Source organism: Fluviicola taffensis DSM 16823, from assembly GCF_000194605.1.
In the GTDB taxonomy this organism is placed as follows: Bacteria; Bacteroidota; Bacteroidia; order Flavobacteriales_D; family Crocinitomicaceae; genus Fluviicola; species Fluviicola taffensis.
Genome location: NC_015321.1, coordinates 3,793,676 through 3,806,463, shown reverse-complemented (window position 1 = coordinate 3,806,463; position 12,788 = coordinate 3,793,676). Strand labels below are relative to the sequence as shown.

Genomic DNA, 12,788 nt, shown 5'->3' with positions numbered 1-12,788 from the left:
TTTTTTTGAAGCTTTCTAAATCTGATTTTTCGCTATCTTTAATCGAACTAAAAAAAGCAATATGTCGTTTCAAGCATATCTCGATAACATAAAAGCAAAAACAGGAAAACTACCTGAAGAACTTCAAAAATTAGCCGAAGAAAAGGGATTCATCAAAGACGGAGAACTCTTGGCTGATGTGAAAGCTGGACAAATTGTAGCTTGGCTGAAAGAAGAATATGAATTGGGGCATGGACATGCAATGGCTATTTATGCTTATTTCAAAGGAAAACGATCGTGAGTTCTAAATCGATTCAACTAACAAATAAACAATCTTCTGAGACTATTGCGATTGGTGCTTCAGCTTACAACATCTTGTTAAACAGTCAAAATTCAGAAGGACAGTTGGCCATTATTGAAATGTTGGTTCCTCCAAACGGCGGACCAATTCCACACGAACACAAAGGTTTTCAAGAATGTTTTTACATACTCGAAGGAGAAGTGGAAATGCAAACCAAAGAAAAGAGATTCAGTGCAAAACAAGGAGATTTGGTTCACATTCCGTTAGACGGACCAGTTCATTGTTTTAAGAATAACAGTTCTGTAAATGCACGGTTGTTGTGTATTGTTACTCCATCAGGATTAGATTCATTTTTTGAAGAAGCAGGACGAAAAATTCCAGCAGGAACCTTACCTGACCCAGTTCCTCCAACTCCCGAACAAATCGCTTTTGCAAACCAAACAGCAGAAAAATACGGTCAAAAGTTGTACCCGAAAGATTATTTGGATTAAAGGTTATAAATTTTAAACTTTGGTATCCTTTTTAACTTAAAAACAACCATGATCTCAGTAATAGTAACTTACCAAATAAAACCGGAATTCGTTGAACAGAATAAAGAAAATATTCAAGCATTTCTGAACGATTTCGAGCAATTGGATGCATCAAAATTCAAATACAATGTATTCGTAAAAGAAGATGGCGTTTCATTTGTGCATTATTCCCAGTATTCGGACGAAGAGATGCAAAATATGTTGTTGAATATCAAATCTTTTAAAGCTTTCCAACAAATGCGCGATGAAAGCGGATTGAATGATTCGCATCGAGTGGAGATCCTTCAATCAATTGGTTCTAAAGGAAACTTGGGATAAAAAATTAACCGCAAAGAAACAAAGGACGCAAAGAATCTAATATTCCCTTTGCGCTCTTCTATTCTTTGCGGTAAAAAATAGAAGTTAACTATTCGCTACAAACGGACTTTTCTGGACGTATTCTTCATTCGAAAGTTGATCCACTAGAAAGACAGCTAAATCTGTTGCACTGATATTTTCTCCCGGACAATCTATTAAACTTATTTCCACCGGAAATCGTTCATCTGTTTGAATAATCATAGGCAGACGAACCATCGTCCAATCAATCCTGCTATTAGCAAGTAACTCGTATTCAACTTGTCTGTCTATCGTTGTTTTGGGATAATTCTGATACATCCAATCAGTCGCGAAACGAACTTTCTCATTCTTTTCGTCTCCAATCGCATCTACGTTCAATCCAGCGGTGACAATGTATCGTTTGATTCCTCTTGCTTCCATTGCTTGAATAACATTCCGTGCGGCGTCTCCGAATATCGATTCTTCACCAATCGGCTGACTCAATGTGCTGATTACCGCATCACATCCTTCAAAAAGTGAATAAATTGAATTGTAGTCTCTTACATCACCTCGAACGATTTCCACCAATGGATTTTCAGTTTCAAAATGAGAGGTATTTCGGAGTAAAAGTTTGATTGGAATGTTGCGATTCATTAATTCCTGAACCAAGTATTTACCTGATTTTCCTGTTCCGCCTAATACGGCGATTTTAATTGTATTCATGATTTTCTACTTATAAATAGATACTAAAATTTTGGTCAGTTCCTCAGAAGGAACCGATAACCCCAGCGGGTTTTTAATAAATTCTATTTATAATTAGATTCGAATAGTGTAAAACTACAATTCATTTTTGAAATCAGCAAGCATTACTTCAATGCTGCTTTTAATGCTTCTGGATCCAATTGCTTTTCCCATCTCGCAACAACAATCGTTGCAACTGCATTTCCAATCAGGTTCGTTAAAGCACGGCATTCCGACATGAATTTGTCTACACCTAAAATCAACGTCATACCTGCAATTGGTACATCTGGCACAACGGTTAGTGTAGCTGCCAAAGTCACAAAACCAGCCCCAGAAACTCCTGCTGCACCTTTGGAACTCAACATCGCTACTAAAAGTAACGTTGCTTGTTGACTAAAACTTAAATCTACATTACAAGCTTGTGCAATAAACAAGGCCGCCAATGTCATGTAAATATTTGTTCCATCCAAATTAAACGAATAGCCAGTTGGTACAACTAGTCCAACAACTTGATTAGAACATCCTGCTTTCTCTAATTTCGTCATCAATGATGGCAAGGCAGATTCAGAAGAACTAGTCCCAAGAACTAATAACAACTCATCCTTCAAATAGCGAAGTAGCTTCAGGATATTAAAACCATTATACCTTGCTACCAATCCCAAAATAACGACCACAAACAAAGCTGCCGTCACGTAAAACGTTCCGACCAAAAAGAATAAATTTTGCAAGGTTTCAACTCCGTATTTTCCTATTGTAAAAGCCATTGCTCCAAATGCTCCTATTGGTGCCAATTTCATCAAGATATCTACTATTTTAAAAATCGGATGAGTCAATGCTTGAAAGAAATCTAAAACGGGTTTGCTTTTATCCGCAGTTAAAGACAGGGCTACCCCAAATAAAATTGCAGCAAACAACACTTGTAGAATATTCTCCCCAGTAAGTGAACTCATGAACGTTTTCGGGATAATGTTCAACATAAAATTCGAAAACGAATTTCCATGTGCCACAGCAACATACTCAGAAACATCTTTCTGGTCTAACGTACTTGGATCAATGTTCAAACCGCTTCCAGGTTGCACAAGATTACTGACGATCATTCCAAGTATCAATGCTAATGTGGAAAATGTGAGAAAATAAATGAATGCTTTACCCGTTATTCTCCCCACCTTTTTCAAATCATTCATAGATGCAATTCCAACTGTTATCGTAATAAAAATAACAGGTGCAATAATCATCTTAATCAAGTTGATGAATCCATCCCCAAGAGGTTTCATTTTTTCTCCTAGATCTGGCTTAAAATACCCAAGAGTTATACCAATTACAATAGCAATCAACACTTGAAAATACAAGGCTCTATACCACGGTTTCGGTTTTACAGGTTTGGCGTTTAAGTCTACTTCCATCAGAGAATTTCTTTTTTAGAGAATAATTTCGTTGAATATATTAATTATTGGTCAATTGCAGTCTTTTCTTCCAATTACTCTTCGACAAAATCTAAATCCCGACCATGAGTTTCTGGAATACTCCATGTACTGTAAATTCCAAGGGCAAATGAAACAAAACCAACAATCGCCGCAGAAACTAAAGCCGATTGTCCCATTCCCATCAGTCCTTCAAAGCTTATGGTCATTAAAATAACCATTCCACGTACCATATTTGGAATCGATGTAGCAGCGGTTGATCGAATATTTGTTCCAAATTGCTCAGCGCCAATTGTTACGAACATTGCCCAATAACCTGTTCCAAATCCAAACCAACAACACATGAAATAATACATATTGGCTGAATGAATCGTTCCTGATAAGATCCAAATAACACTAATTAATGTAAATCCCATCATAAGAAGAATAGATTTTCGTCGAGATTCCAACCAATGACTCAATATTCCACTAAAAATATCTCCTGCGGAAATACCAATGTATCCCCACATAATAGCGTCTCCAGGATCAATTCCGCCTTGAATCCCCAAAGCTTTGCCAAAAACATTCCCATAAACAGCTAAAATACCTATACAAAACCAAGTTGGTAATCCAATAAATATGCACCGGATGTATCGCCAAAATCGATCCCAATTCGTGAAAAACATAAAAAAATTGCCTCTACTCACTTTGCTTTTCTTGGTTTCTTTAAAAATACCAGATTCCAATACTCCAAACCGAAGCAAGAGCAAACCAATTCCCATTCCGCCACCAATGAAATAAGCAACATTCCATTCTTCAGTTAGTTTAACGGTAAGATTCGCAACGACCGCTCCCGACAAACCAACACCAGCAACCAAAGAAGTTCCCAAGGCACGTAATTCCTTAGGTAAAACTTCAGAAACCAAGGTGATTCCGGCTCCTAATTCTCCAGCGAGGCCAATTCCTGCCATGAAACGCAAAGCGATGTATGTATAAGTCAAATTTTCTTTATCGTTGGGGAAATAAGGCAAAAAACCGCACATAATATTCGCTATCGAATACAAAATAATCGAACCAAAAAGCACCGATAATCTTCCACGTTTATCCCCAAGAATTCCCCATAAAATCCCTCCAAGTAACAAACCTCCCATTTGCCAATTGAAAATCAAGGTTCCTACATGAGCAATTTCCTTTTCATTGAATCCTAATCCTTGGAGACTGGGAACTTTAACTATACCGAAAAGTAATAAATCGTAAATATCTACGAAGTAGCCCAATGCTGCAACAATAACGGGCAATGACCATAAAGGTTTGTAAGAAGTAATTTTATCCAAAGTAGTTTGTTTGAGGGTGAATATACTTAATCAATTCCTAATTACGAATGCCGAATTACGAATTGATGAATTCATATAAGGTTTGCAGTTCTTCTATTTGACATGAAAATTGAAATTAATTCTAATTACGACCATTTTTTATTAAAGATGTATCCCACAATTCGGAATTCGTAATTCGGAATTCGTAATTTTGACTAATGAATTTGGATGAAAAATACATGCTTCGAGCGTTGCAATTGGCTAAATCAGGTGGTATTTCAGTTGCTCCAAACCCGTTGGTAGGAGCTGTCATTGTTCACAACCAACAAATTATTGGTGAAGGATATCATCAAAAATATGGGGAAGCACACGCAGAAGTAAATGCCGTAAATTCGGTGAAAGATAAATCCCTTCTGTCGGAATCTACTATCTACGTAACTCTTGAACCTTGTTCTCACTTTGGAAAAACACCTCCTTGTGCTGATCTATTGGTTCATTCTCAATTCAAACGAGTCGTTATTGCTCAGATTGATCCTTTCTCCGAAGTCGCAGGAAGAGGAATTGAAAAACTAAAAAATGCAGGAATCCAAGTTGATTGTGGCATTTTGGAATCTGAAGCAAAAGAACTCAACAAACGTTTTATTACTTTTCACACCAAAAAAAGACCCTTTATTACCCTGAAATGGGCACAAACTAAAGATGGCTTTATTGATCGTGATCGGTCTCAAGATAAAGAGATTGGAATAAATTGGATTTCACAGCCAGAAACGCAAGTAATTACACATCAAATGCGGAGTACAGAACAAGCCATTCTCGTGGGTTGGAAAACAATTCAAAATGATAATCCGTCATTGACTACCAGAGTTTTCACAGGCCCTAATCCAATTCGAATAATCATAGATCCCAATCTAAAAGCACCAAAAAACGCTACTATTTTTACTGATGGATTAAAAACAGTTGTATTCAATAAAACAGAAGAAAAAACAATCAATTCTATTCAGTATGTAAGGTTGGAATCAATTGATTCTAAATCGATTTTACGCAAATTACACGAACTTCAAATCAACTCTGTAATTATCGAAGGAGGTGCATTTACACTTACCCAATTTATCGATTCGAGCAATTGGGACGAAGCTCTTATCATCGTTGGCGAAAATCAATTTAAAACAGGAATCAAAGCTCCTATTCTTCCCCAAATTCCTTATAAAAGCATTCAATTTGGCAAAGACAAAATCAATTATTTCAAGAATTCGGCTTTTTAATCTCCTTTTTCATTGTAAAAACCCTCGAATTTTCTATTTTTAGTTCGCAGAAAGAAATCTACCCTTTAATAGATTCATGCTTTCAAAACCGAAAAGATGAAAATTTACCCAATTGAAACTGGCACATTTAAATTAGATGGTGGGGCAATGTTTGGAGTCGTTCCAAAAAGCCTTTGGTCAAAAACAAACCCTGCAGATGACAATAATTTGTGTACTTGGTCTATGCGCTGTTTGCTCATTGAAGATGGAAACAAATTAATTCTGATAGATACAGGAATTGGAGATAAACAAAGTGAAAAATTCTTTTCGCACTACTATCTAGCGGACACAAAAACGTTGGAGCAAAGCTTGAATAAATTGGGGTTTGGATTAGATCAAATCACCGATGTTTTTCTATCTCACCTTCACTTCGATCATTGTGGAGGAGCTGTTAAATGGAATTCTGACCGAACGAAGCTAGAAACAGTTTTCAAAAATGCTATTTATTGGAGTACTGAAAATCATTGGAATTGGGCTACAGAACCTAATTCACGAGAGAAAGCATCCTTTTTAAGCGAAAATATTCTTCCCTTGCAAGAAAGCGGACAATTGAAATTCATTCAAAGAACCGGTAATTATACGAAATCTGTATTCAATAACTTCGATGTCTTGTTTGTAGACGGTCATACAGAAAGCATGATGATTCCACACATTCATTACCAAGATAAAACACTTGTCTTTATGGCAGATTTATTACCAAGTACTGGTCATATTCCTCTTCCATATGTAATGGGATACGATACTCGTCCATTGATTACGATGGGAGAAAAAGGAGAATTCTTAAATCAAGCAGCTGCTAAAGAAATGGTCCTCTTTTTGGAACATGATAGTGTGAATGAATGTTGCCTAGTTGAACAGACTGAAAAAGGGGTTCGACTAAAAGATCACATGACTTTCTCTTCCATATTTGGATAAAAACTTTATATTAGAACAAAACTTCACATCATGAATAATTACTTGCTACAACTATTAAAAGAAGTCAAAACATTGATCATTCCTGGTCTTGGAGCCCTAACGGTTACCAATGAAAGCAGCGGTGAAATCTTGTTTATGCCTTATTTAAAGTTCGACGACGGCACTTTAGCTAAGCACATTGCAAGTAAAGAAAATATGGACTTGAATGATGCTACGAATCTAATTTCAAAGTTTGTTCGTGAAGTTACAGCTGAATTAGATAAAGGAAATTCATACGACATGTATCAATTTGGTCGTTTTATCAAAATCGATGGTGAAATTGCATTTGAGGCGTGGTCAGTTAATTCAGCTGAACAAGAGAAAGCACCGATTTCGAAGATTGAAACACCATCTCACAAAGATGAGGAATCACTGCTTCCAAAAGAGTCCAAAATTGTTTCTCCAATAATCGAAACTACTAAAGAAGAAAAAGTACCGCTTCCGAAGGCTGAAGCTTCAATTGAAAAAGAGGAAGAGCTAAAGGTAAAAACTGTTCAAACGGTAGTTGAGACTTCTAAGAAGGAAGAGCCTGAAACTTCGGAAACACCTAAGGTTGATCCAGTCATTCCTCCAGTAGCTGAAAAACCGAAAGAGTCCAAAATTGTTGCGCCAATAGCCGAGACTCCGAAGAAGGAAGACCCAATCATTCCTATTCCACTTAAAACAGAAGAGCCGAAAGTTCCAGCGGGAAATCCAAGTTCTTTGAATGATAAAAATACGAAGCAAAAAGAAACTGTTAAAAAGGAAAAGGTTGTAAAGCCAGCGAAAGAAGGAAAAAAACGATCTGTACTTTCATACATTTTGTGGGGATTCCTTGTACTTGTTTTAGGTTCAGGAATTTTTGTTGCTGTCAATTTCAATACGTTAAAGAAAGACTTTCCAATTTTAGCTGATTTAGCTGGTGAGAATGACAATATTGCTAAAGGAAGTTCAGATGTGAAGACATTGGAAGACGAAACGGAAGAAAATAGTGATTCTGAAGTAGAGTCAGAACCTATTCCAGAAGATCAAGTTCAAGTAGTTGAAGACCAACTTCCAGAGGAGAAAGTAGTAGAGAAACCCAAGAAGGTAGTTACTCCTACAAAGGAAACTTCTACTCCAAAAGTCACTCCTAAACCAAAACCAGTTGTTACGGTTAATAAGAAACCCGTTAAAAACACTAAAAGCACACCGAGTTCATCTGGAACATTTGACAGTTCTAAATCTTTCCATGTAATTGCAGGATCTTTTGGTTCAGAAACGAATGCAAATAAATTGGCCGGAAAACTACAATCAAAAGGATTTGGTGAAGCTTCTGTAACGATGAACAGTGGAATGTATCGTGTAAGCGTGAAAGGATTTGCTACATTGAACGAAGCAACTACAGAAGCTGCGAATATTCAAAGTTCCGTTCCTGGTGCATGGGTATTGAAAATGTAAATATGATATAAAAGTAGGGATGTGATGCATCGCATCCCTACTTTTATATCGATAAATATTACCCCAATTTTACCACCAAATCAATCAAACGATTCGAAAAACCAGCTTCGTTATCGTACCAACCAACCACTTTGATCATATTTCCAATAACAGAAGTGAGTTCACTATCAAAAATACACGAATTGGGATCTCCAATAATATCAACTGAAACAATTGGATCTTCTGTATAACGAAGAATTCCTTTTAAATTAGATTCAGATGCTTTTCGGAATGCAGTATTGATTTGCTCTACTGTTGGCGGATTTTCTTTCACTATTACAGTCAAATCAGTCAATGAACCATCTGGAACAGGAACACGCATTCCACAGCCTCCCATTTTACCTTCCAATTCTGGAAAAATACGGGTAATCGCTTTTGCCGCCCCCGTTGATGTTGGCACAATACTTACAGCTGCTGATCTTGCTCTTCTCAAATCTTTGTGAGGACTATCATGCAATCGCTGGTCCGATGTGTAGCTGTGAATAGTTGTAATGTAAGCTTCTTCAATATCACAAAACTCTTTCAAAACGGCAACCAGTGGAGCAGCAGAATTCGTTGTGCAAGAAGCGTTACTAATAATTTTATGTTCGTCCGCAATTAAGTGATCATTGACACCAATAACTACATTGAAGATATCATCTCCCTCAGAAGGTGCACTCAAAATAACACGTTTAGCGCCCGATTTTAAATGAACTCCAGCCTTTTCAGAAGTTAGAAACAATCCTGTAGATTCAATCACAATATCTACGCCTAAATCTCCCCAAGGAATTTCTTCTGGATTCTTATGTTGTAAGAAAGTTATTTTTTGAGTTTGATTAAAAATCAATTGATTTCCATCGATAACCATTTCATCATGTAATCTTCCGTGAATGGAATCGTACTTTAGTAAATGTACCAATGTTGAAATTGGAGCTAAATCATTAACTGCTACTAATTCTATTTTTGGGTTCATCAAAGCTAACCGACTGAAATAACGTCCAATTCTTCCAAATCCATTCACTCCTACTCTTATGCGTTCTTCCATTTGTATTAATTTGTAAAATTTAAAAAGCGATACTACAACTATTGAATGTACAAAAATAAGAAAGGCCTTGATTCGTTTTATTGAATCAAGGCCTTTCTTTTAACATCATTTAATATTAATGGAATACCTGAACAAATCCTTGTTGTTGAATTTCTTCACCAGTTTGCAATTTTGCAGTAAAGTTGTAGAAATAAACTCCTTCAGAAACAACTTGTCCGTTTAAATCTTTACCATCCCAAGCAGCTGCTGGATCATCATATTCAGTAATTAAATTACCCCATCTATTTACGATTGAAATGTGGAATTTTTCAACACCATCGTAAGAAAGGAAAAACTTATTATTACCAACAGCAGAAGATAATGTAATGATATTTGGCGCAGTAATGTAACACACTTTCCCACCAATTGTCATTGTTGAAGAAGATGAATTACATTCATTAGTTGCCGTTACAGTATAGACACCAGGTCCAGCCAAGATATCATGACCAACTGTACCATCACTCCAAACATAACTATCATTCTGCGGGTATTGTCCTGAAGAAAACAAAATTTGAGATCCAATACAGATTACAGTGTCGACTGTCGTTACATAAGCCCAATTGATAAAGTTAATTTCTGAAGTAACAGAAGTGTTACACTGATTGTCAGTAAAAGTAACTTCAAAAATACCTGGAATGCTTGATGTAATAGTAGGATTCAAGACATTTGCATTCGGAAGGAAACGTATGTTCGTGTCTGCAGATGACCAAACACCTCCATTTGCAGCAATTGTACCTGAGGCATTATAGATATAGTTACAAGCAGATGTATCTGGGAAAATTTGAGGCAATAAGAACAATGTTACTTGAGAGGAAACCGAATTATTACAAACGCTATCCGTATAAGTAACTGTATATTGACCACTAGTTGTAGCCCCAATTAAAGGATTCACAGTAGCATTATTCGGGGAGAAGAATACTTCTGGTGAAACTGCAGACCAGTAACCTCCAGTAGGATAAGTAAACGTACCTGCAACTTGAAAATCATCACCACAAAGAAGTGTATCATTAAATATCTGCGGATAAGGCGGGAATATAATCGTCGAGGTGACGGTATCACTACAAGCATTATCGACATAGCGGACCGTATATGTTCCAGCTGTACTCGTGGTAATTAATGGATTATTATTCGTTGTAGAACTGAAATTCAATCCATTTGGTATTGCACTCCAAACTCCACCAGCAAATGCTTGCGTACCTGCAACTTGGAAAGTCATATCACAAGCTAATGTATCAGGGAAAATAATTGGTAATGGTAAACTGAACACATCAAAAGTCGTGTCATAAGAACAACCGAAATCATCTACCACATTATAAGTATAGTAACTGTGTCCCGGTGCAGTTGTTTGGATAACAACTAAAGTGTCATTCTGTCCGGAGATAATATTTGGAGAAGGACTCCAGAAACCATCTATATAATAATTTTGATACGTTTCAAAATTAGGATATAACGAAGCGTCAAATTCAAGCCCCCATTGGAAAATATAACCATCATCCTGACCCTGGTTATCCTGAACTGAAATTGTCCAATCACCATCTAAAGGACAGCCAATAAAATTACTGAAATTTCCATCTGGAGTATATGTTCCTGGAATCATCGATGAAAATCCTGAAGGATTTTGGTAAGTATTACCTAAATTAGCACAAATAGTCCCAAAATCTGGATTGACAAAACTAAAACAATAAGTCTCAACAGGAGAACCAGGTGCACCACCGTCATCATCAGTATCGCTACCAAGAAAGATATCTCCACCTGCACATCCAAAGGGAACTAAGTCATCATTATTAGGTGCTGCTGTAAAATCAGAATATGTATTCATTAAAGAAACCATGGTTCCATTAGGACAAGTTAACGCGATTTCTAAATCTCCAATAAAGGAATGTTCAATATCCAAACAAATAGAGGCAATATCAGATGCTTGTGTTACGGTTCCTGAACCCAAACCAGCAATAGTAATGGTAGTTTCATACAATAAACCATTTCCATCAGGCAAAAAAGTTAACCCAGCAAAATTCCCTCCAATTGAAAACTCTCCTCCTGGAACATCTACACCAGCAGTATCTTGTGCAGTCACCCCTCCAATTAACACATTTGTTTCACCTAAACATATTGTATCTTCAATTGGGCCAGCTGTTGCAAAAGAAGGAAGAATTGAGACTCGAATCTTCGCTGTAATTCCCATTAATTGAGGGAAAATATCCGTTGTTTTCAAATCAAGAAAAAAACCTTGTCGCGTAGTTGGCACAAACCATATTGAGTCATTATTAATTCCTAACGGCCCAACATTTGAAATAGTCCAATTATAATTAATATTATTCAAATTCTGCAAATATCCATGTCCTGTAGATTCGAATGAGTATGGAAATAAATGTTTAGCAACAAATAAAATACTATCCCCCAAACAAACATTCACATAACCTGTATCAATCGGATTAATCTGATTTTGAGGATTACCATTAACAAATGCTTCCAAATGCGGGTAATAAGGTTGAGCTAAATTACCACAAGCAACTTTTGCTAACCATCCTGTTCCTTCATTTATAGCATCCGACTTAAATCGCACCGTCAAACATCCACTTGGATTATTCAAAAAAGTAGCTTGCCAGTTACCTCCAGTAGGGTTTGTTGCTGAATTTGAAGCAGTTAATAAAGGTGCAGAAGTATTCGGCCCATCGTAAATATACAAAGTATCAGAAGGGTGGATATCAAATTCATAACCAATATTCGTAGCAAATGCAATGGAAACTTTTGTTCCTTGACTCAAATCAGGACAAAATGTAATAGTATCACTAAAGTTAGGAGCATAGTTTCCAGCCATCTCAATAAAGTTAAGCCCGCCTGCTGATAATGCAGTACAATTCAATTGATTTACTCCAACATAGTCGGCATCAGATATAGTCATTTGAGAAAAGGAAGTAAATCCTGTCGTCAATATTCCAATCGCTAAAAGTAATTTCTTTATTCTCATCTGTTAGAATTTTTCATTTCGTTATCAAGTATCCACGTTGATTTAACTACCAACAAATCATTTGTCCCGGCGATAGTAAAATATTGAGTTTTATTGATAATTTTTACGCCGATTTCTTTGGGATCAACCAACTTTGCTTTTTCGAGTGTCACTTCGCCATCCGGAGTTAGTTTTTTGCCTTCCGAACGAACTATGATGTACGTTCCATTCTTCGCTGCATAAACTTCCATTTCCTTTGTTAAGGGAGGAGGTGTCTGATCCGATGCAACTTGTTTCATTGGAGGTTTAGTTGTTTGCTGTCCGTAAGATATTCCCAAGCAAAGAAAAAAACCAACGGAGAGTATTGTCTTTATCATAGTTTAATTAGTTTGTGATTTATTATTCTAGACTCCTACTATTAAAAAAGAGTTGCATGAACGTTTAAAAGTAGTTAAAAAAAAAGAAGTGGAAGCAAATATAAACCTT

The 12,788-nt window shown here is 36.5% G+C and carries 12 protein-coding genes; 6 read left to right on the top strand and 6 right to left on the bottom strand.

Features of this window, described 5'->3' with window-relative positions; genetic code table 11:
* Positions 1-61 precede the first annotated feature (61 nt).
* From FLUTA_RS16615 to FLUTA_RS16605, 3 genes are read left to right on the top strand one after another with little or no spacing between them, the layout of a single operon-like run.
* Positions 62-280 carry a DUF4287 domain-containing protein gene (locus FLUTA_RS16615; protein ID WP_013688063.1) on the top strand — a complete coding sequence of 73 codons (219 nt, stop codon included), beginning with the start codon at positions 62-64 and terminating at the stop codon, positions 278-280.
* Positions 277-771 carry a cupin domain-containing protein gene (locus FLUTA_RS16610; RefSeq protein WP_013688062.1) on the top strand — a complete coding sequence of 165 codons (495 nt, stop codon included), beginning with the start codon at positions 277-279 and terminating at the stop codon, positions 769-771. Before FLUTA_RS16615 ends, FLUTA_RS16610 begins: the two co-directional genes overlap by 4 nt.
* Before the next feature lie 48 nt (positions 772-819).
* Positions 820-1,128 carry a hypothetical protein gene (locus FLUTA_RS16605; protein WP_013688061.1) on the top strand — a complete coding sequence of 103 codons (309 nt, stop codon included), beginning with the start codon at positions 820-822 and terminating at the stop codon, positions 1,126-1,128.
* Positions 1,129-1,212: 84 nt separating this feature from the next.
* On the opposite strand, the gene FLUTA_RS16600 is transcribed toward FLUTA_RS16605, so the two are convergent.
* From FLUTA_RS16600 to FLUTA_RS16590, 3 genes are all read right to left on the bottom strand, one after another.
* Positions 1,213-1,848: an NAD(P)-dependent oxidoreductase gene (locus FLUTA_RS16600; RefSeq protein WP_013688060.1), complete on the bottom strand. Its 636-nt coding sequence runs from the start codon at positions 1,846-1,848 to the stop codon at positions 1,213-1,215.
* A 143-nt stretch (positions 1,849-1,991) separates the two neighbouring features.
* Positions 1,992-3,269, bottom strand: a complete 1,278-nt coding sequence (locus tag FLUTA_RS16595; RefSeq protein WP_013688059.1) for a dicarboxylate/amino acid:cation symporter — start codon at positions 3,267-3,269, stop codon at positions 1,992-1,994.
* 74 nt (positions 3,270-3,343) lie between these two features.
* On the bottom strand, positions 3,344-4,600 hold the full coding sequence (locus FLUTA_RS16590) for an MFS transporter (protein WP_013688058.1): 1,257 nt from the start codon (positions 4,598-4,600) through the stop codon (positions 3,344-3,346).
* A gap of 197 nt (positions 4,601-4,797) precedes the next feature.
* Here FLUTA_RS16590 and ribD point away from each other — a divergent pair, with 197 nt between their 5' ends.
* The 3 genes from ribD to FLUTA_RS16575 all read left to right on the top strand — a co-directional run bounded on the left by ribD (position 4,798) and on the right by FLUTA_RS16575 (position 8,253).
* Positions 4,798-5,841: a bifunctional diaminohydroxyphosphoribosylaminopyrimidine deaminase/5-amino-6-(5-phosphoribosylamino)uracil reductase RibD gene (gene ribD, locus FLUTA_RS16585; RefSeq protein WP_013688057.1), complete on the top strand. Its 1,044-nt coding sequence runs from the start codon at positions 4,798-4,800 to the stop codon at positions 5,839-5,841.
* Positions 5,842-5,937: 96 nt separating this feature from the next.
* Positions 5,938-6,795, top strand: a complete 858-nt coding sequence (locus tag FLUTA_RS16580; RefSeq protein ID WP_013688056.1) for an MBL fold metallo-hydrolase — start codon at positions 5,938-5,940, stop codon at positions 6,793-6,795.
* A 30-nt stretch (positions 6,796-6,825) separates the two neighbouring features.
* The gene (locus FLUTA_RS16575; protein ID WP_013688055.1) at positions 6,826-8,253 is read left to right on the top strand and encodes an SPOR domain-containing protein; all 1,428 of its coding nucleotides are present in this window, start codon (positions 6,826-6,828) and stop codon (positions 8,251-8,253) included.
* Between the two features lie 58 nt (positions 8,254-8,311).
* On the opposite strand, the gene gap is transcribed toward FLUTA_RS16575, so the two are convergent.
* From gap to FLUTA_RS16560, 3 genes are all read right to left on the bottom strand, one after another.
* A complete protein-coding gene (gene gap, locus FLUTA_RS16570) occupies positions 8,312-9,316 on the bottom strand; it encodes a type I glyceraldehyde-3-phosphate dehydrogenase (protein ID WP_013688054.1) in 1,005 nt (334 codons plus the stop codon).
* Between the two features lie 115 nt (positions 9,317-9,431).
* Positions 9,432-12,323, bottom strand: coding sequence for a proprotein convertase P-domain-containing protein (locus FLUTA_RS16565; protein ID WP_013688053.1), 2,892 nt, complete (start codon positions 12,321-12,323; stop codon positions 9,432-9,434).
* Positions 12,320-12,679: a hypothetical protein gene (locus FLUTA_RS16560; RefSeq protein ID WP_013688052.1), complete on the bottom strand. Its 360-nt coding sequence runs from the start codon at positions 12,677-12,679 to the stop codon at positions 12,320-12,322. Before FLUTA_RS16560 ends, FLUTA_RS16565 begins: the two co-directional genes overlap by 4 nt.
* Positions 12,680-12,788 lie beyond the last annotated feature (109 nt).

Bases quoted from the DNA above. Each gene is read 5' to 3' on its own strand.
- ribD (WP_013688057.1), top strand. From the start codon at position 4,798: ATGAATTTGGATGAAAAATACATGCTTCGAGCGTTGCAATTGGCTAAA.
- FLUTA_RS16605 (WP_013688061.1), top strand. From the start codon at position 820: ATGATCTCAGTAATAGTAACTTACCAAATAAAACCGGAATTCGTTGAA.
- FLUTA_RS16595 (WP_013688059.1), bottom strand. From the start codon at position 3,269: ATGGAAGTAGACTTAAACGCCAAACCTGTAAAACCGAAACCGTGGTAT.
- FLUTA_RS16560 (WP_013688052.1), bottom strand. From the start codon at position 12,679: ATGATAAAGACAATACTCTCCGTTGGTTTTTTTCTTTGCTTGGGAATA.
- FLUTA_RS16580 (WP_013688056.1), top strand. From the start codon at position 5,938: ATGAAAATTTACCCAATTGAAACTGGCACATTTAAATTAGATGGTGGG.
- FLUTA_RS16615 (WP_013688063.1), top strand. From the start codon at position 62: ATGTCGTTTCAAGCATATCTCGATAACATAAAAGCAAAAACAGGAAAA.
- FLUTA_RS16575 (WP_013688055.1), top strand. From the start codon at position 6,826: ATGAATAATTACTTGCTACAACTATTAAAAGAAGTCAAAACATTGATC.
- gap (WP_013688054.1), bottom strand. From the start codon at position 9,316: ATGGAAGAACGCATAAGAGTAGGAGTGAATGGATTTGGAAGAATTGGA.
- FLUTA_RS16565 (WP_013688053.1), bottom strand. From the start codon at position 12,323: ATGAGAATAAAGAAATTACTTTTAGCGATTGGAATATTGACGACAGGA.
- FLUTA_RS16600 (WP_013688060.1), bottom strand. From the start codon at position 1,848: ATGAATACAATTAAAATCGCCGTATTAGGCGGAACAGGAAAATCAGGT.